Annotated in this window: 14 protein-coding genes and 2 tRNA genes; 12 read left to right on the top strand and 4 right to left on the bottom strand. The window is 64.0% G+C overall.

Annotated features, from left to right (window positions below):
• Positions 1 to 96 precede the first annotated feature (96 nt).
• From ACW7G1_RS10750 to ACW7G1_RS10710, 9 genes are all read left to right on the top strand, one after another.
• Positions 97 to 2733: a TonB-dependent receptor gene (locus tag ACW7G1_RS10750; protein ID WP_456979706.1), complete on the top strand. Its 2637-nt coding sequence runs from the start codon at positions 97 to 99 to the stop codon at positions 2731 to 2733.
• Positions 2734 to 2840: 107 nt separating this feature from the next.
• On the top strand, positions 2841 to 3344 hold the full coding sequence (locus tag ACW7G1_RS10745; protein WP_456979705.1) for a CinA family protein: 504 nt from the start codon (positions 2841 to 2843) through the stop codon (positions 3342 to 3344).
• Positions 3345 to 3421: 77 nt separating this feature from the next.
• Positions 3422 to 4090, top strand: coding sequence for a transcriptional repressor LexA (gene lexA, locus ACW7G1_RS10740; protein ID WP_456979704.1), 669 nt, complete (start codon positions 3422 to 3424; stop codon positions 4088 to 4090).
• A 176-nt stretch (positions 4091 to 4266) separates the two neighbouring features.
• On the top strand, positions 4267 to 5373 hold the full coding sequence (gene recA, locus ACW7G1_RS10735) for a recombinase RecA (protein ID WP_456979703.1): 1107 nt from the start codon (positions 4267 to 4269) through the stop codon (positions 5371 to 5373).
• Between the two features lie 20 nt (positions 5374 to 5393).
• Entirely contained in the window at positions 5394 to 5936 is a 543-nt protein-coding gene (locus tag ACW7G1_RS10730) for a regulatory protein RecX (RefSeq protein WP_456979702.1), read from the top strand.
• A gap of 190 nt (positions 5937 to 6126) precedes the next feature.
• Positions 6127 to 8796 (top strand): alanine--tRNA ligase, encoded by a 2670-nt coding sequence (gene alaS / locus ACW7G1_RS10725; RefSeq protein ID WP_456979701.1) that lies wholly within the window; start codon positions 6127 to 6129, stop codon positions 8794 to 8796.
• A 128-nt stretch (positions 8797 to 8924) separates the two neighbouring features.
• Positions 8925 to 9149: a carbon storage regulator CsrA gene (gene csrA / locus ACW7G1_RS10720; protein ID WP_456979700.1), complete on the top strand. Its 225-nt coding sequence runs from the start codon at positions 8925 to 8927 to the stop codon at positions 9147 to 9149.
• A gap of 63 nt (positions 9150 to 9212) precedes the next feature.
• A tRNA-Ser gene (locus ACW7G1_RS10715) sits at positions 9213 to 9304 on the top strand.
• 65 nt (positions 9305 to 9369) lie between these two features.
• Positions 9370 to 9446 (top strand) — tRNA-Arg (locus tag ACW7G1_RS10710).
• Between the two features lie 63 nt (positions 9447 to 9509).
• On the opposite strand, the gene ACW7G1_RS10705 is transcribed toward ACW7G1_RS10710, so the two are convergent.
• The gene (locus ACW7G1_RS10705) at positions 9510 to 11183 is read right to left on the bottom strand and encodes a GMC oxidoreductase (RefSeq protein ID WP_456979699.1); all 1674 of its coding nucleotides are present in this window, start codon (positions 11181 to 11183) and stop codon (positions 9510 to 9512) included.
• Between the two features lie 177 nt (positions 11184 to 11360).
• On the opposite strand from ACW7G1_RS10705, the gene ACW7G1_RS10700 reads away from it, so the two are divergent.
• The 3 genes from ACW7G1_RS10700 to ACW7G1_RS10690 are packed head-to-tail and all read left to right on the top strand — an operon-like array spanning position 11361 to position 14634.
• Complete coding sequence (locus ACW7G1_RS10700; RefSeq protein WP_456979698.1) at positions 11361 to 12755, top strand: TIGR03013 family XrtA/PEP-CTERM system glycosyltransferase; 1395 nt, start codon at positions 11361 to 11363, stop codon at positions 12753 to 12755.
• A gap of 26 nt (positions 12756 to 12781) precedes the next feature.
• Complete coding sequence (locus ACW7G1_RS10695; protein ID WP_456979697.1) at positions 12782 to 13066, top strand: acyl carrier protein; 285 nt, start codon at positions 12782 to 12784, stop codon at positions 13064 to 13066.
• Positions 13063 to 14634, top strand: coding sequence for a class I adenylate-forming enzyme family protein (locus ACW7G1_RS10690; protein WP_456979696.1), 1572 nt, complete (start codon positions 13063 to 13065; stop codon positions 14632 to 14634). Before ACW7G1_RS10695 ends, ACW7G1_RS10690 begins: the two co-directional genes overlap by 4 nt.
• 18 nt (positions 14635 to 14652) lie before the next feature.
• Here ACW7G1_RS10690 and ACW7G1_RS10685 read toward each other — a convergent pair whose 3' ends face one another.
• From ACW7G1_RS10685 to ACW7G1_RS10675, 3 genes are read right to left on the bottom strand one after another with little or no spacing between them, the layout of a single operon-like run.
• Positions 14653 to 15759 carry a hypothetical protein gene (locus ACW7G1_RS10685; protein ID WP_456979695.1) on the bottom strand — a complete coding sequence of 369 codons (1107 nt, stop codon included), beginning with the start codon at positions 15757 to 15759 and terminating at the stop codon, positions 14653 to 14655.
• 8 nt (positions 15760 to 15767) lie between these two features.
• Positions 15768 to 16718 (bottom strand): hypothetical protein, encoded by a 951-nt coding sequence (locus ACW7G1_RS10680; RefSeq protein ID WP_456979694.1) that lies wholly within the window; start codon positions 16716 to 16718, stop codon positions 15768 to 15770.
• A complete protein-coding gene (locus ACW7G1_RS10675; RefSeq protein WP_456979693.1) occupies positions 16715 to 18418 on the bottom strand; it encodes an HAD-IIIC family phosphatase in 1704 nt (567 codons plus the stop codon). Before ACW7G1_RS10675 ends, ACW7G1_RS10680 begins: the two co-directional genes overlap by 4 nt.
• Positions 18419 to 18442: the final 24 nt, after the last annotated feature.

The raw sequence follows: 18442 nt of genomic DNA, 5'->3' as shown, positions 1-18442 counted from the left end.
CAAGTCCCCCACGTGGCCAGTGGTGACAGTGGCCCGTACATTGCCGCCGCGAAGACGGCGCGCACTTGACTTGATCGCCGTTTGGGAGGGGACACCATGGGAACTGCAAGGCCTGCACGTACGTTGCTTGCCACATCGGTTTTAGTAGCGCTGGCGACACTGGCCAACGCGCCGGTGATGGCGCAGGAAGCACCAGCCGAACCGGTTTCGGCCACGACGACGACCAACGACGAACGCGCCACTACGCTGGCCGGTATCACCGTCACCGCCCAGAAGCGCGAGGAAGCCCTGCAGGACGTGCCGATCGCGATCACCGTGTTGCCCGAGCAGTTGCTGCAGGACACCGGGGTGCGCGATATCAAGGACCTGCAATTGCTGGTTCCCGGTCTGACCGTCACCAGTACCCAGAGCGCCGTGCAGACCACCGCGCGGATCCGCGGCATCGGCACGGTGGGTGACAACCCGGGGCTGGAATCGTCGGTCGGGGTGGTGATCGATGGCGTGTACCGGCCGCGTAACGGTGTCGGTTTTGGCGACCTCGGCCAGATCGAGCGCATCGAGGTGTTGAAAGGCCCGCAAGGCAGCGTGTTCGGCAAGAACACCTCGGCTGGTGTGATCAACGTGATTACCCGCCGGCCCAGCTACACCACCGAGGTCGAGGGCGAGCTGACCTTCGGCAACTACAACGCGCTCGGCGCGGCGGCCTCGTTCAACTCGCCCATTGGTGAGAACGCCGCGTTCAACATCTATGCCGCCAAGCGCAAGCGCGACGGGTTCATGGACGTGCACACCGGCGGCGGTCCGCGCACCGAGACCGAGGACTACGACCAGAACTTCCACTCGTTGCGCGGCCAGTTGCTGTTCGAGCCGAGCGACACCTTCGACATCAACTTCATCGCCGATTTCACCAGTCGCGAGGAAAACTGCTGCACCGGCGTCACCATCGCCCGCAATCCCACCCCGGGACTGCCATACAACGCGCCGATGCAGGTGATCAATGCACTGGCCGGCGGCGAAGGTGTCAGCCCGACCGTGGATCCGTTCGCGCGGGTCGCCTACAGCAACCGCAGCACCGAGCAGGACATCAAGGACAAGGGCATCTCGGCCGAGGCCAACTGGGTGACGCCGTGGGCCGGCGGCGCCGAGTTGACCTCGATTACCGCCTTTCGCAGCTGGGAGGCGATCAACGGGCTGGACTTCGACTTCAGCAGTGCCGACATCCTGTATCGCAAGGCCGACCCGGACGAGTCGTTCACCGGCTTCGAGACCTTCAGTCAGGAATTTCGCCTGACCGGCGCGACCGACAGTGTCGACTGGATGGTGGGGCTGTTCTATGCCAACGAGGACCTGGACCGCAACGACTCCTACCGGATCGGCGCGGCCTACGAGCCCTACTTGTCGACCCTGGTGGGCAGTCAGGTATTGGGCGCGGTCGCTGCCGGCCTGGCGCCGATGGGGCTGACGGTGGACATGTCGAACCCGGCGTTGTTCATGTCGCAGGTCAGCGGCCAGCCATTCGGGACCAACTTCGCCGGTCTTGGCGCGCTGGACCTGTATGAGCAGGAGTCGCGTGCGCTGGCGTTGTTCACCAACAACACCTGGCACGCCACCGACGCGTTGGACCTGACCCTGGGCCTGCGCTACACCCGCGAGGAGAAAGACCTTTCGTCGATCTACAGCAACCCCAATGGCTCCGTGGGTTGCGGCGCGGCCCTGGCCAACCCGGGTGGGCGCGTAGGCGCTGCGATCGCCTCGCGCATCAACGGCTTCGCGAGTTTGCCGCCGGAAACCCAGGCGGCGTTGCTGGGTGCCGTGGTCCCCGGCGCGGCGCCGCAGGTCGCCGGTTACATGTGCCTGCCCTGGGCCAATGCCCTGCATAACGGTCGGGTGACCAATCAGTCGCGTGACGAAAGCGAATGGTCCGGAACGGTGAAGGCCGCTTATCGCTGGAACGAGCAGGTGATGACTTACTTGTCGGCCGCGCGCGGCTACAAGGCCGGCGGTTTCAACCTGGACCGGGTGCAGTCGTCCAATGGCCTGTCCAGCGGCACCAATGGGATCACGCCGGTCGACGACACCTCGTTCCCGGGTGAGTTTGTCGACAGCTATGAGTTGGGTGCACGTACCACCTGGGCCGGCGGCGACCTGTTGCTCAACGCGACCTTGTTCCATCAGACCTACACCGACTTCCAGCTCAACAGCTTCCTGGGTACCAGCTTCGTGGTGCGGGCGATTCCGGAAGTCGTGTCGCAGGGCGTCGACGCCGAGATGATCTGGCAGACCGGCATTGACGGGCTGCTGTTGCAGGGCGGGTTGATGTACGCCGATACCCAGTATGGCAACCATCCGCTGCCGGATGACGACCTGGCCTTGTTGCCCGGCAGTCGTGCCAGCTTCGCGCCGCTGTGGTCGGGCACGGCCTCGGTCACCTACGAGCAGGATATCGGGGCCAACCTGATCGGCCGTTTCAACATTGGCGCCAAGCACACGTCCGACTCCAACACCGGCTCCGACCTTGATCCGCAGAAGGTGCAGCGCGCCTACACGACCGCCAACATGCGCGTGGGCATCGGTGCCAGCGACCGCAGCTGGATGCTGGAGCTGTGGGCGGACAACCTGACCGATGAGGACTACATCCAGGTCGGCTTTGACGCGCCCTTGCAGGCGGACGCGTGGAACGCCTTTCCCGGGGCACCGCGCACCTACGGCATGACCTTGCGCGTACGTTACTGACAGGAGTGACTGACCGGCGGGGTTGATTTGAACCCGCAGGAGCGGCTGATCGCGCTCCTGCGGCTTTTTGTTACGTGGCGATGGCGTCCGCCCGCTATAGTCCGTCCATGAGCAAAGACGCCTCCGACGCCGCCCTTCATCGACTCGCCGGGAAAGTTGCCGCGGCGGCACGCCAGCATCACCATCGACTGGTGACCGCCGAGAGCTGTACCGGCGGCTGGATCGCCAAGACCCTGACCGATATCCCGGGTTCCTCGGAGTGGTTCGAGTGCGGCATTGCCGCCTATAGCTACGAGGCCAAGCAGGCGATGCTGGGAGTGCAGGCCAGCACCCTGGAGGAATATGGTGCGGTCAGTCGCGAAACCGCGATCGAGATGGTCTCCGGTGCCCTGGTGCATTCCGGAGGAAGTCTTGGCGTGGCGGTGACCGGCATTGCCGGCCCTGGCGGCGGGATCGAGGACAAACCGGTTGGAACAGTCTGGATTGCCTGGAAGCGCCGGGGCGGGTATCCGACCGCACTGGTGTTCCATTTCGACGGCGACCGCGAGGCGGTGCGTCGACAGACCGTCGCGGCGGCGCTGCACGGGCTGCTCGACCTGGCTGCCGCCTGACCCGTCGCGCCGCCGGCAACGCCGGATATCGGGCAACGCTTGCATCGTCATGATCATCGTTAGTAGTATTACTGCTAATGAACGCGCTCACTGAAACCCAGCAAGCCATCCTTGCCTTGATCGTCGATAGCATCGCCGAGGAAGGGGTGCCGCCGTCACAAGTCGAAATCGCCCGGGCGATGGGTTTTGCCGGCGTACGGGCGGCGCAATACCATCTGGACGCTCTGGAGCAGGCAGGGGCGATAAGCCGGTTGCCTGGCAAGGCCCGCGGGATCCGGGTGCTTGGCCCGGCCGTGCCCGAAGGCAGCGATAACAGCGGCAACGGCAATGCCAGGGGCATGCCGGGGCCGGCGGTGGAAGAAGCGTTGCGGCTGCCGGTGCTGGGACGGGTCGCCGCAGGCACACCGATTGGTGCGGATATCGGGTCCGATGACTACGTACTGATGGATCGCAACATTTTCTTCCCGTCGCCGGACTACCTGCTCAAGGTCCAGGGTGACTCGATGCGCGACGAGGGGATTTTCGATGGCGACCTGATTGGCGTCCATCGCACCCCGGAGGCGCGAAACGGGCAGATCGTCGTTGCCCGCATCGACGATGAAATCACGGTCAAGCTGCTGAAGGTCGGCAAGGACCGGATCCGGCTGTTGCCACGCAATCCCGATTACCAGCCCATCGAGGTCCAGCCGGACCAGGACTTTGCCATAGAGGGGCTGTATTGCGGATTGGTGCGTCGTGGCAGATAAACCACCGCTGATTCCGAGCCGGGGCGCGGCGCTTTCCGACCCGAAGACGGCGCCGGGGATGATAGGCCGGTACCGCGAACCAATCTTAGTGTCGTAGTCGTGGCTGTGTCGCAATCCGTGCGACCGGCCCCACGTAGTCTGGATCCACTCAACTGATGGCAGCAAGGAAACCCACAATGGACGAGAACAAGAAGCGAGCTCTTTCCGCGGCACTGGGGCAGATCGAGAAGCAGTTCGGCAAAGGCTCGGTCATGCGCATGGGCGACCGGGTGGTCGAAGCGGCCGAGGTGATCGGCACCGGCTCGTTGATGCTGGATATCGCGCTTGGCATCGGCGGCCTGCCCAAGGGACGGGTGGTTGAGATCTACGGCCCGGAATCCTCCGGCAAGACCACCTTGACCCTGCAAGCGATCGCCGAGTGCCAGAAGGCCGGCGGCACCGCTGCGTTCATCGATGCCGAGCACGCACTCGACCCGATCTATGCCGCCAAACTGGGTGTCAACGTCGACGACCTGCTGCTGTCGCAGCCCGACACCGGCGAGCAGGCGCTGGAAATCGCCGACATGCTGGTACGGTCGGCGGCGGTCGATATCGTGGTGGTCGACTCCGTCGCCGCGCTGACCCCTCGTGCCGAGATCGAGGGCGAAATGGGCGCCCAGTTGCCCGGCCTGCAAGCTCGTCTGATGAGCCAGGCATTGCGCAAGCTGACCGGCAACATCAAGCGTTCGGGCACGTTGGTGATCTTCATCAACCAGTTGCGTATGAAGATCGGCCAGATGATGCCCGGCCAGAGCCCCGAGGTGACCACGGGTGGCAACGCCCTGAAGTTCTACGCCTCGGTGCGCCTGGACATCCGCCGCATCGGAGCGGTCAAGAAAGGCGATGAGATCATTGGCAACCAGACCAAGATCAAGGTGGTCAAGAACAAGCTGGCACCGCCGTTCAAGCAGGTATTCACCGAGATCCTGTACGGCGAAGGCATCTCGCGCGAGGGCGAGTTGATCGAAATGGGCCTGGAGGCAAAGCTGGTCGACAGGGCGGGCGCCTGGTACAGCATGGGTGAGGAGCGTATCGGCCAGGGCAAGGAGAACGCCCGTCAATACCTCAAAGACAACCCGGCACTGGCCGAGGGCCTGGAGGCGGCGCTGCGCAAACTACTGGTGCCGGCGGAGGCCAACCCGGCGTTGGCTGATGCGGGATCGGACGATAAGGCGGACGATGCCGTGAGTCGCAAGCCGGCGAAATCCGCCAAGGCCGGTAAAGCGGAGAAAGCGGAGGCCTGATCGCCTCTTACGACAGAATCATGCAGGACGAACGCCCTGACGACGATGGCCGCGATGGCGGCCTGTTTGACACCGGCACCGGCTCGGCGGCTGGAGCGGGTCGAGGCCGCAAGCGCCCGCCGGCCAGCGTGACCGACCGGGCGCTTGGCCTGTTGACGCGCCGCGAGCACTCGCGCAAGGAGCTGATCGCGAAGTTGACCTCGCGAGGGCTTGATGCGGACGAAGTCCTGGTCGTCGTGGACAAGCTCACCGAGGCGGGCTGGCAGGATGACGGCCGCTTTGCGGAAAGTCTGGTCCGGGCTCGCGTTGGGGGGAGCTACGGGCCAATCCATATCCGCGCCGAACTGCGTACGCACGGGCTGGACAGCGATGCCATCCTTACGGCGATGGATACCTTTGAAGGCGACTGGACCGAAAATGCCCGTGACCTGGTCCGTCGCCGCTACGGCGATACGGTCCCGGAGGACCTGTCGCTACGTCGCAAGGCAGCGGACATGCTGATGCGCCGCGGATTCCCCGGTGATGTGGTGAGGGCGGCGACTCGTTACGATCCAGACGATTAGGTGCAGTGCCCGATGCGCGCTGGCTGGCGGCTCACCGTCGCAGGGCAAGGAGAGGCCATGTTCGTGTCGAGGTTCGGCCCCTGATACGCTTGGCGGCTTCGCGCAGTTGTCTCTGCGGCCCGGAGCCCTCATCTTGCGGGGACCGGCGCAGCGCCAGCGTGCCCAGCCCTTCGACAGCCGTGGCAAGTTAATGAATAACGCTACCCATCCCAGTACCAACGATATCCGTCGCGATTTCCTCGAATTTTTCCGCGAGCGCGGACATACCATCGTGCCCTCCGCGCCGCTGGTACCCGCCAACGACCCGACGTTGTTGTTCACCAACTCCGGCATGGTCCAGTTCAAGGACGTGTTCCTGGGAAGCGAAAAGCCCGGTTACGTGCGTGCGGCCGACGTCCAGCGTTGCCTGCGTGCCGGAGGCAAGCACAACGACCTGGACCAGGTCGGCTACACCGCGCGCCATCACACGTTTTTCGAGATGCTCGGCAACTGGTCGTTCGGCGATTACTTCAAAGAAGACGCGATCAAGTGGGCCTGGCAGCTGTTGACCGAAGTCTGGAAGCTGCCGCCGGAGCGGCTGCTTGCGACCATCTATCACACCGACGACGAAGCGTTTGAGATCTGGAACAAGCAGATCGGCCTGCCGCCCGAGCGGATCATCCGGATCGGCGACAACATGGGTGCGCCGTTCGCCTCCGACAATTTCTGGCAGATGGCCGATACCGGCCCGTGCGGCCCCTGCACCGAGATCTTCTACGACCACGGCCCGGCGCACTTCGGCGGCCCCCCGGGCTCGCCCGACGAAGACGGCGACCGCTTCATCGAGATATGGAATCTGGTGTTCATGCAGTTCGACCGCCAGCCCGACGGCAGTCTCGCCCCGCTGCCGGCGCCCTGTGTCGACACCGGCATGGGCCTGGAGCGCCTGGCCGCGATCCTGCAGGGCAAGCACGGCAACTATGAGATCGACCTGTTCCAGCACCTGATTGCCGCCGCTGGCCGACTGACCGGCACGACCGACCTGGACAACAAGTCATTGCGGGTGATTGCCGACCACATCCGGGCCTGCAGCTTCCTGATTGTCGATGGCGTGCTGCCATCCAACGAAGGCCGCGGCTACGTGCTGCGCCGGATCATCCGGCGTGCCCTGCGCCATGGCTGGATGCTCGGCCAGAAGGAGCCGTTCTTCCACCGCATGCTCGGCCCGCTGATCGAGGTCATGGGCGACGCCTACCCGGAGCTGATCCGGGACCGGGTGTTGATCGAGCGGTCGTTGCTGGCCGAGGAGGAGCGTTTCGCCGAGACGCTGGACTCGGGCATGCGCATATTCGATGAGGTTGCCGCGCGCTCCACGGACGTCATCCCAGGCGCCGATGCTTTCCGCCTGTATGACACCTACGGATTCCCGGTCGACCTGACCGCCGATATCGCGCGTGAACGCGGCTTGACGATCGAGATGGCGGGTTTTGATGCGGCCATGGCGCACCAACGCGAGATGGCGCGTGCGGCGGGGAAATTCGGCAATGCCACCACATTGCCAGCCGAGCTGGCGGCGCGTCTGTCGGCCACCGAATTTCTTGGCTATGACCGTCTGGAGGAGCGCGATCTGGAAGTGGTCGCGCTACTCAAGCAGGGCCGCCCAGTGGAATCGATCCAGGCTGGCGACGACGCCGTGGTGATCCTGGGCCGTACACCGTTCTACGCCGAAAGTGGTGGACAGGTCGGTGATGCCGGTGCTCTGGTCCTCGGCGATGCCCTGTTCGACGTGCATGACACGCTGAAGTTTGCCGGTCAGTTCCACGGACATATCGGCACGCTTGCGGCCGGTACCCTGGTGCGCGGTGACAAGGTGGCCGGGTCGGTCGACCAGGCCCGTCGCGGCGCGACCGTGCTCAACCATTCCGCCACTCATCTGTTGCACGCCGCGTTGCGCAATGTGCTGGGCACCCACGTGGTGCAGAAAGGCTCGCTGGTGGCGCCGGAGCGGTTGCGCTTTGACTTCTCGCACATCCAGCCGGTCACCAACGACGAGTTGGCCGATATCGAGCGGCGGGTCAATGCCGAGATCCGCGCCAACCATGAAGCGGAAACCCACCAGATGGACATGCAGTCGGCATTGGATTTCGGTGCCATGGCGTTGTTCGGCGAGAAATACGGCGATCAGGTGCGCGTGCTGCGGATGGGCGATACCTCAACCGAACTGTGCGGCGGGACCCATGTGTCGCGTACCGGCGACATCGGTGTGTTCAAGATTGTTTCCGAAGGCGGGGTGTCGTCCGGCGTACGTCGGATCGAAGCGCTGACCGGGCAGGGCGCGCTGGACCACATTGCCGGTGAAGAGCAACGTCTGGGTGATCTGGCCCACCTGCTGGGCGGGAGTCCAGCCGAGCTGGCCGACAAGGTGCGGCATTTGCTGGAGCGGCAGAAAAAGCTCGAGCGCGAACTGGACGCAATCAAGGCCAGCGCCGCTTCGGGCGCAACCGCCGACCTGGCGGGATCGGCCGTGGACGTGGTGGGGGTCAGGGTCCTTGCGGCGCGGCTGGAGGGCTTTGATGCCAAGGCATTGCGCGACGCCCTGGACCGGTTGAAGAACCAGCTGGGTGACGCGGTGATCGTCCTGGCCGGTGCCAAAGGCGGCAAGGCGGCATTGGTGGCGGGCGTCAGCGGCAGCGCGTTGGGCAAGGTCAAGGCGGGGGAACTGTTGGGGCATATCGCGGGTCAGATCAATGGCAAGGGCGGCGGACGGCCAGACATGGCGCAGGGCGGGGGCGAGGACAGCCCGTCACTGGCCGCGGCGCTTGCGGGTGTACCCGTATGGGTCGGTACGCGTTTGGGACTGAACGAATCCCTCGACCCATGACTTTCTTCGCTTGCGGACTTTGTCCGGTCAAGCAGATAATTTCCGTTTACTGAAACTGGAAGCGCCTGGCGTAATTGCGTAGGCGTAACCTACCGGGCACGATGTACCGGTACAAGGAGACTTTACCCATGCTAATTTTGACCCGTCGCGTCGGTGAGACCCTGATGATCGGCGACTCGGTGACTGTCACCGTGCTCGGGGTGAAGGGCAACCAGGTGCGAGTCGGCATCACCGCTCCCAAGGATGTTGCAGTCCACCGCGAAGAGATCTACCAGCGCATCCAGCGCGGCGAAGAGCCCGAGGTGCGTGGCGAAGAAGCCGAGGTGGATACGGGGAAAAGCGAAACAGACTGACAAAAAGTTTGCCCCCGGTTGGGTGAGCCGTTATGCTTCCCGCCCGCACATCGTGTGTGTCGCGGAGAGTTGCCCGAGTGGCTGAAGGGGCTCCCCTGCTAAGGGAGTATGGGGGTTAAACTCCATCGAGGGTTCGAATCCCTCACTCTCCGCCAATTTGCAAAAGCAGCGCCGGAAAATTTGACGAGATTGAGAATGATCGTCATAATTCTCCGACTGCGCGCCCGTAGCTCAGCTGGATAGAGCACCAGGCTACGAACTTGGGGGTCGGAGGTTCGAATCCTTCCGGGCGCACCATACAAAACGGACAAGGGCCGATGAGTGTTGACTCATCGGCCCTTGTCCGTTTTGCCTCGTGGATCACGCAAGCGCAGCTTCGGGACGCGTGGCCAGTTGGGTGTGCAGGTGCTCGGCCAGGCGGACCGCCAGGGCGACGATGGTGAACGTCGGGAATGCCCAGCCGCCGGTGGGGAATACCGAACTGCCCGCAACATAGAGGTTGTCTATTCCATGGACGCGGCATTGGCGATCGACCACGCCGCGCCGGGGATCGTCATCCATGCGGGTTGTGCCCAGGTGGTGGGCCGAGCCGGACAACGGTAGACGCGGCGGGGCGTGGCCCGGCTTTAGCCACGGCTCCATCTCGAACACGCCACCGCATGCCTTGGCAAGCGTGTCGCCAAACAACGAGGCCGCTATTTGGTAAGTACGGATGTCCAGCTCGGTCAGCTGCCAGTCGACACAGACCTTGCGTTGATTGAGGGCGTCGAGGTCCGTCCCCAGGGTGATGCGGCTGTCGGGGTTGGGGGCTTGTTCAAAGAATCCGATCAGGTCCACGCGGCGACTGGGGACGGTAGCGCGCCGACTCGCCTTGCGTATCAATGCGGCGGCAATGTCTTTACTACCCAGTGCCGTCCGTATCGCCAGCCGCGGGAGGCCGTGGGTTGGTTTGGTACGGAAGATGGGCTCCTCGCCGTTGTTGCGGGAAGATAGTCGCCTGCCCAAGGCAGTGCTTTCATCTTCCGGCTGCGGGTGCAGAGCAGCGCGAAACTCGCGTAGCGCCTGGATCCCGGCGGGCACGGACTCTTCTACTGCAAAAGGCCGTACCCGCGCGCCGAGGATCCGGTGGTCACGCTGGGCCTGTCGAGACAGGCATATCTCCGGGTGAGCCGGCACGGCGGTCTTCGACGGAGACGAGCTGTTGTAGGGACGGGTCAGGATCTCCGGCGTGTCGGTGCGGATCGTCCCCAGTTTTCCGCTGGGATGATCCATGAAATAACGGCCGACAAGATCGTTCTGGTTACCCAGTCCCGATGGCATTACGGAGTCTGACAACAACAGCAGGCGCGCGTTCTCGATGCCGCCGCAGGCCAGGACATACTGGCGTGCGCGGATCCGCGTGACGTGGCCGTTCAACGAAGCAACTCTTGCCACCTGGACCTGCTTTGCTTCGTCGTCGGTTTCCAGTTCCAGCAAGTTCGCGTGCAGCAGCACCCGGATGTTGTCCGCCTGCTCGAACTGGCGCCGGTAGGACTCCCCCGGCAGGACCGGGCTGATCGTGTATATCTGGTTGGCGAGTACGTCCGGGTCAAACGGCAGGGGTGGAACCTTGGGCTGGCTCAGGAAGCAGGCCTCTGCCAGATCCTGATTGTCGAGCTGGCAGAACGAACGTGCCCGCATGAAATAAGGCTCAAGATCGGCATGCGAGACAGGCCAGCCGCTGTGGGCCATCCATTCGCGCGCGTCCATCCCGTCCATGGGAATGCAGCCGCCGCCCCACAGGGTGCAACTTCCGCCGAATACCCGCATCCGGCCGCTGGCTGGATCGAGCTCCGGATTGCCGACTGACGAGCCGTCGTACAGCGCCTGATTGCGTTCCGTGCCCTCCAGTCCGCCGCTTTCGAGCACACACACTTGCAGTGGGGTGCCAAGGAACTCACGTGCGATCGCGAGCCCGGCCGCACCACCACCAACAATGCACAGGTCGGTCTCGACGTGTTCCGGACACGTCCCAGTGTTGAAGTCGATGATCATGCAGCGTCTCGTCGTAGTGGCCTCCCAGAAAAACGCGGGTCGACGTCGGTAGCGGCCAGTCCGGCAGCGCCCCTTGCGTCGGTGACCGGACGCCGGCGCCATTGGCGTTGGTTGAAGGTGAGTCGGGACAGTCGATGCGATGTTGCGGGGGAAAACCATGAAGCGGACATCTGGGTAATGAAGAGCGTATCGGCAAGCCGTGCCCGGCTGGTGATTCGGGGCCTGTGGCTGATGGAGCTGTCAATCTTGTTGCTGTCGGTCAACGCAGCGGTCTGGTTGCGCTTCATGGACGAGCCTGAAAGCCGTGCGATGTTCGTGCAGACGGCGCCATTTCGGACCTTGCTGGTCGCCATCGTGCTGACCGCGTCGATGGCGGCATTTGCCCTGTACCGCGAGCACGGACGGCTCAACCGAAAGGAGTTCGGTCTGCGTCTGGTGGCGTCGTTCGCATTCGGTGGCGTTGCGTTGCTGGTGCTGTACTACGCCGTGCCGCGTACGTACATCGGGCGCGGCGTGCTGACCATCGCGTTGATGCTGGGCCTGGTCACCATCTACGCGTTCCGCATGTTTACCCGGTACCTGTTTGGCGCCGAGTTGTTCAAGCGGCGGGTACTGGTGCTGGGTGCGGGGTACAACGCCCAGCTGATCAACACCAGCATGCGTCGGCGCAGCGACCGCGAGTCGTTTGCGATTGAAGGATTCGTGCCGCTACCGGGACAGCCACTGGTGGTGCCCAAGGAACTGCGGATCGACGTGGGCAATGTGCTGTGGGAAACGGTCAAGGCACTGAACGTGCACGAGATCGTGATCGCTCCGGACGAGCGTCGCGGCGGGTTGCCCATGGATGACATGCTCGCTTGCGCGCAACGGGGCGTGAGGTTGACGGCCTTGCCGGATTTCTTCGAGCGCGAGGCGGGCCTGCTCAATTTGAACGTGGTTGATCCTTCGTCATTGATCTTCTCCGGTGGGTTCGACCACTCACTGCCGCGACGGCTGAGCAAGCGGTTCTTCGATCTGGTGGCGGCGACGTTGCTGTTGCTGGTGGCCTGGCCGGTGATGCTGGTCGTTGCAGTGTGCGTGTGGCTGGAGTCGGGCTCGCCGATCCTGTACCGGCAGACCCGGGTTGGAGAGGCCGGCCGGAGTTTCCAGCTGGCCAAATTCCGCAGCATGCGCGCCGATGCCGAAGCCGATGGTGTCGCCCGCTGGGCCACCACCAATGACAGCCGGGTCACGCGGGTAGGGGCCTTTATCCGCCTGACGCGACTGGACGAGTTGCCGCAGTTGTTCAATGTATTGCGCGGCGATATGAGCTTTGTGGGGCCACGGCCGGAGCGACCGCAGTTTGTCGAGCAGCTCGATGAGCAACTGCGCTACTACGCCGTGCGCCATTCGGTGAAGCCGGGCCTGACCGGCTGGGCTCAATTGCGCTATCCCTATGGCGCCTCGGTCCACGACGCGGGCGAGAAGCTCAAGTTCGACCTGTTCTACGTCAAGAACCAGGGCTTGTTGTTGGACCTGATGATCATGCTGCAGACCGTGGAAGTGGTGCTGTTCCGGCGTGGTGCCAGATAGATGGAACCCCGTTGAAATCCCGATACATGAATGAGGAATCCTGCGTGGAAGTTACCGAAAGTCGTGTCAGGCAGTTCGTGCACCTGTCGTTCCCGTCGGCACTGCCCGGAGAGGAATATTCATCAACGCAGAGCTTGATCGAGACCGGGGTCATGGACTCGATGGGCGTGCTGGTGATGGTCACCTGGCTGGAGGAGGAGTTCGGGATAGTCGTCGATGACGAGGATGTCATTCCGGACAATCTCGACAGCATCGCCAACCTGGGAAATTACGTGGACCGCAAGCTGGCCGAGATGAGCCTGGCCGGATGAGCCGGTACGAAGATCACCTGGCCCAGGCGGCGCGCGGCAATCCTGGCAAGGCGGCGATTATCCAGGGTGATCGCCGCATCGGGTACGCCGAGTTGGATATCGCGGCGGATCGATTTGCCGCGGCGCTGACCGGCGAGGCCACCATGGCCAACGGCGAGCGGTGCGTGATCTTCATGGATAACCGCATCGAGGCTGCGGTTGGCGTGTTTGGCACGCTGAAGGCGGGTGGCGTGTTTTGCGTCATCAACCCGACCACCAAGGCCGATAAACTCGGCTTCGTGCTGGCCGATTGCGAAGCCTCGGTACTGTTCACCCAGGCCAGTTTGGCGGCAACCGCGCTGGAGGCTGCCAGACAGGCCCCCAGCGTGCGCCGTGTGGTGGTCGTCAACGAGCCGGCGACGCAACTGCCCCCTGGCACGGTGGACTACGGCAGCTTTGTCTCGCGCGCAGCTGGGCGGCTACCGGGGTCGGCCGGCATCGACATCGATCTGGCGATGCTGGTTTACACCTCCGGGTCCACCGGCCTGCCAAAAGGCGTGATGATGACGCACAAGAACATCGATCACGCCGCGACTTCCATCACTACCTACCTGCAAGCGCGCAGCGACGACGTGGTGCTGAGTGTGCTGCCGCTGTCGTTCGATTACGGCCTGTATCAGCTGCTCATGTGCGTGAAGATGGGCGCGACGCTGGTGCTGGAGAAGTCATTCGCCTTTCCGCAGAAGGTCCTGCCACAACTTGCAAGCAGGCAGATCACCGGTTTCCCGATGGTGCCGACGATGGCGGCGTTGATCGTGCAATTGCGCAACTTCAATCCCGATTGGGCGCGCAGCGTTCGTTACCTGACCAACACCGCGGCGGCGCTGCCCCCCGCCCACATCCGTCGGTTGCAGGAGATCTTTCCGCAGGCGCGCATCTACTCCATGTACGGGATGACCGAATCCAAGCGCTGCACCTGGCTGCCGCCGGAGCAGCTCGCCGTCCGGCCCGACAGTGTCGGCATCGCCATTCCCGGCACCGAGGTCTGGGTGGCCGATGAGCAGGGCAAGGCGGTGCCGCGGGGCATGGTCGGCGAGTTGGTCGTGCGCGGCGGTCACGTGATGCAGGGCTACTGGAACAATCCGCAGGCGACCGCCAAAGCGCTGAAGCCCGGCCGCTACCCCTGGGAAAAAGTCCTGCACACCGGGGACTTGTTCCGCATGGATGCCGAGGGCTATCTGTACTTCGTCGGGCGCAAGGACGAGATTCTGAAATCCCGCGGCGAGAAGGTCAGCCCCAAGGAAGTGGAGAACGTGCTGTATGCGCTGCCGGGCGTGCGCGAGGCGGCGCTGGTCGGGGTGCCCGACGAGATCCTTGGCCAGTCGCTCAAGGCCATCGTGGTGACCGATGGGACGGATATCGATGCACGTGCAGTCATCGCCCATTGCCGCGCCCACCTCGAGGAGTTCATGGTGCCGCGTGAAGTCGAGTTCCGTGACGCGCTGCCCAAGACCGGTACCGGCAAGATCCGTCGCAGCGTGCTGCAGGCCGAGGCAGAAGGCACAGCGCTGCCGCTGGACGGCGAGTAAGGCTGCAAACCGTACCGGTCAGATGTGGATCGGGCCGTCGCCGTCGCCACGGGTTATGTGCACGCGGGCGATATTTTCGTTCCAAGGCGACAGGGCCGATGCCAGTGCCTTGGAGGCCAGGAATCCGTAGTTCGACGGCCCCGGGAGGAAACCGCGTGCGCGTAATGCCTTGCACCACGCTGCATGGCGTTGGTTGCTGACGATCAGGTCGACGCCGCGCGCCCGGAGGTGGTCGGTGGCGGCATGTACGACGTCAGTCTCCTCGCCCGGCAGCGCGAGACAGTCCACGATCGTTCCCAGCCGCATGTTGTCGAACTGCTTGTGGCCGGCCAGCTGGGTGTCGAAAACGATCGCCCAGCCCAGGTCGCGACCGGCACGTGACACTCGCAGGCGTATGGGCTTGGGATTGGTCGAGGGATACAGCGTGTTCAAGCCATCCGCATCGCGCAGTGCAATCAATGCGTAGTCGCCGCGTGCATGCCGCCAGATGTCATCGGCCCAGACATCGAAGTGGTCGACGACTTCGACCGTGCAGCGATGCCGGCCCGGTCTTGTCAGCACAAGGTGCAACAGCCTCAGCGCCACGCCACCGATGCCCGTAGCCGCGGCCAGGTCCAGCATCCGGCGGCGCGTGGTGGTTGTGCGCAGGATGCGGATATTGCGCAGGAACGACGACGGACGGATCACGCGGAAAAAGAACGGCACCAGTTGGCTGCTCCAGCCCATGCTGGCCAGCACCTTGGGCAGCGGCGTGTGGATGCCGCCCATGCCGAGCGCATAGAGGCGCTTGTGGCGGCGCGTTGCGGTGGTGAGGATCTCCACGCTGACACGGCTGAAGGTGGGATCGATGCTGCCCTCGGACAGGGGCAGCTGCAGGTTCTTGACGTCCTGAACCAGGGCGCCGTTGAGCACGAACGGCTGGTGTTTGATCAGGTATCCGCCACGGACGGTATCGTCTTCCACCACGACGAACCCTTCCATGTAGGTCGGCCCTCCGGGGGCCCGCGGCGGCCAGGGGATCCGGCACGACGCGGGAAACTGGAACGCCGAGCCACCGCGGCGCAAGCGCTTGTTGAATCGCGCGACGGCCGCCTGGTGATGCTCGTTGTAGGACTCGATGGTCACCAGCGCCCTCAGGACGTGCCGTGACTGAGCTTGTGCGCCAGCCAGCGACGCTCCAGCTGGCCACGTTGACGACGTGCCAGCGGGTGGATGCCGCCGCGGGTCGTGGCGATATGGTCGAGCAGGGTGGAGACGGGAACGAACCAGCCACCGCGCCGGGAAAGACGCGTAATCAATTCGACAAAGCGTGGGTTGAGTGCTCCGTCGCTGACGAAGCCCTTGCCGAAATGGGTGTACATGATGCAGGCGCCTCCTTCCTCCACCAGCTCGTCCTGGGCCCCCTCGGACAGGGCGTTGTTGAACAGCGTGACTTTTGCGCCCTCCGACGAGGCGAACCAGGCCTTGACCCAGGGCCGATCGGCGTCGAAATAGGGCATCCACGGGCAGGTCTTCAAGGTGTTCAATCCCGGAAACGTGAAGTTGCGGACGTAGTCGACCTGCTCCAGGCACATATCGCCCCAGAAGTGCGGGTCACCCTGCACGTGGCCACCGAAGCCACGCTGGCGGAAGCGGGTCAGGGCGTCATACACCAGACGATGGGTATTGCTGACGCGGGCACTGCCCCAGTACATGCCATCACGGCAGTCGGTGTGGGTGGCCAGCGATCGCGGTGGGCCGCCGAAAAACTCCGAAAACTTCCCCAGCCCCGCGCGAACCTCTTCGCGTGTGGAGCTGTGGTAAGTGACGTTGTGCAGGCCGATCTCGAAGCCTTCGCGCTGCAACTGTTGCACCCAGGCCAGGTAGGCCGGGTCGGCGCACGTCGAGCCTCCGACGACACTGGGTTGGCGCGTGCCCTGCAGGGGCCACACCGACTTCGTCGTTCTCAGTCCGAGATCTCGCAGCAGCGCATAGACATGCGGCGCGTTGTCCAAGGTGCTTCGATCGGTGTCGTCAAAAATGCTGAACGCGAAACGGTATCCCTCCGGCCACTTGATGCGGGCGAGCTCGGATCCGGTATTCATTGCCTCGAAGCCTCCGGCCTACCGTGGACGAGCTTGACCGCATCGGGCTGCGGGTAGGCATCGCTGGTAGCAAACGTGAAGCGCGTTGTTCCGTGGCCATCGAGGCCGGATCTCCCGAGGAACTCCAGGCATGGAAGGTTCTTCGCAGTAGGCAGCAGCTCCAGGACGACTTTGGTTGCCCCCAGGTCACGGCCGCGTGCGACTACCCACGCCAGCAGCGTCTCCTCGATCTTGCGTCCCATGACCCTGCAGCTGAGGACATAGTCGGCAACCACGCAATTTTCGCCCTGCAACGAGAAGCTCGCGATGCCGGTGATGCCCGAGTCACCCAGCCGGTCGGCAACACGGAACGCCCACAGGTGGTTTCCCGGCTGTGCCGCCCATTGGCTGGTTTCGCGCTCCGTCAGGCGGCGGGTGCGCAGGTTCATCTGATTGGTCTTGTTGAGCAACTGCACCACCCGGGTCAGGTTGGCGTCGGTCAGGGGCTCGACGGTGACGGTGGTGTCGAGTCCACGCAGCCAGGTATCGATGTCGCCGGCCTCCAGGCGCTCGGCTTCACGGTGCCTCTGGGCCTGATAAAGCCCGGTGCGTGCCGAGTCCTCCACGGTATGGTGCAGCCGGTCAAAACAATCCAGCTTGCGCAGGGTGCATGCATACAACATGGGGTCCTTGGGCCAGTCCGGGACCAGTACCTCCGGCAGTGCAGTACGCACGCGCTCGCGTTCGACCGGGTTGTCGTCGAGGAACACCACCGATTGCAGGCCGATCCGGAGTTCGTTGGCGAGGTCGGCAATGTTCTGCGCCTTGTCTTGCCAGTTGATCCTCCAGCCGGCGAAATCTTCCAGCCCCAGGCGCATTTCCGGATGGTTGCCGATGGCCGCGAGCGCGACAGATTCGGTGTTCTTGCTGGCGATGCCGAGAACGATGCCGCGCCGGGTCATCGACTTGAGGGCCTGCTGGAACTCCACGAACGCCTCTCCGGCTGGATCGTGGCCACCGAGCAGCAGGTTCTCCCATCCAAGATCGCCGACGACACCGCCCCAGAGCGTGTCGTCCAGGTCGAGCACGATCAGTTTGCGCGTACCGCCATGCAGGGTGGCGAGCGCGGCGCGGATGTCCCGGGCCGCCTCCGCGAATACGTCGTTGCCGAAGGGAACCTTGCCCATGAACCACAGCTTCGGCGCATACGCGCGAGGTCCGGCGGCGAGTAGCCAGCGCTGCGCGTCGAGGACGAACACGTTGTCGTGAACCTCCAGGCGTTCGGCCAGGCGCAGGTTCATCCGTGCCAGCGTGGCCTGGATGCCGCGGTCGCTGCGATAGTCGAGCGGCCCCCAGCCTCGCTCCGCCGAGGGCGCCACCCATGTGGGCACGAGGATGATCCGGCTTCGTCCCGCCGAGCGCGCCACCAGCGCTGCGTAACGGTCCACCTCGGCGAGCAGTGCTTGCAGGGAGAAGCCGGCGAACGACAGGACGTCCGAAAACATCGGTATGACGGCCTGTGGCCGTGTCCAGATCACCGTGCATTCGGGCGTCGGTTGCCAAGCCGGACTGCGGACGTCGACGAGCATTTGCTCGACTTGCCCGAACGGCCCGGCGGCGGCGCTGAACGACGGCCAGCATTCCGCCGCCTCAAGGTAGTTGATGAGGATCTGGACGTTGAAGTCCGACAGCACCAGGCAGTGGTTCGTCTGGTCAGGCATGGCTCGTTGCTACCTCCATTATTG

The sequence above is a fragment of the Lysobacter sp. A378 genome (assembly GCF_054052125.1).
This window is presented reverse-complemented; position numbering and strand designations above follow the sequence as displayed.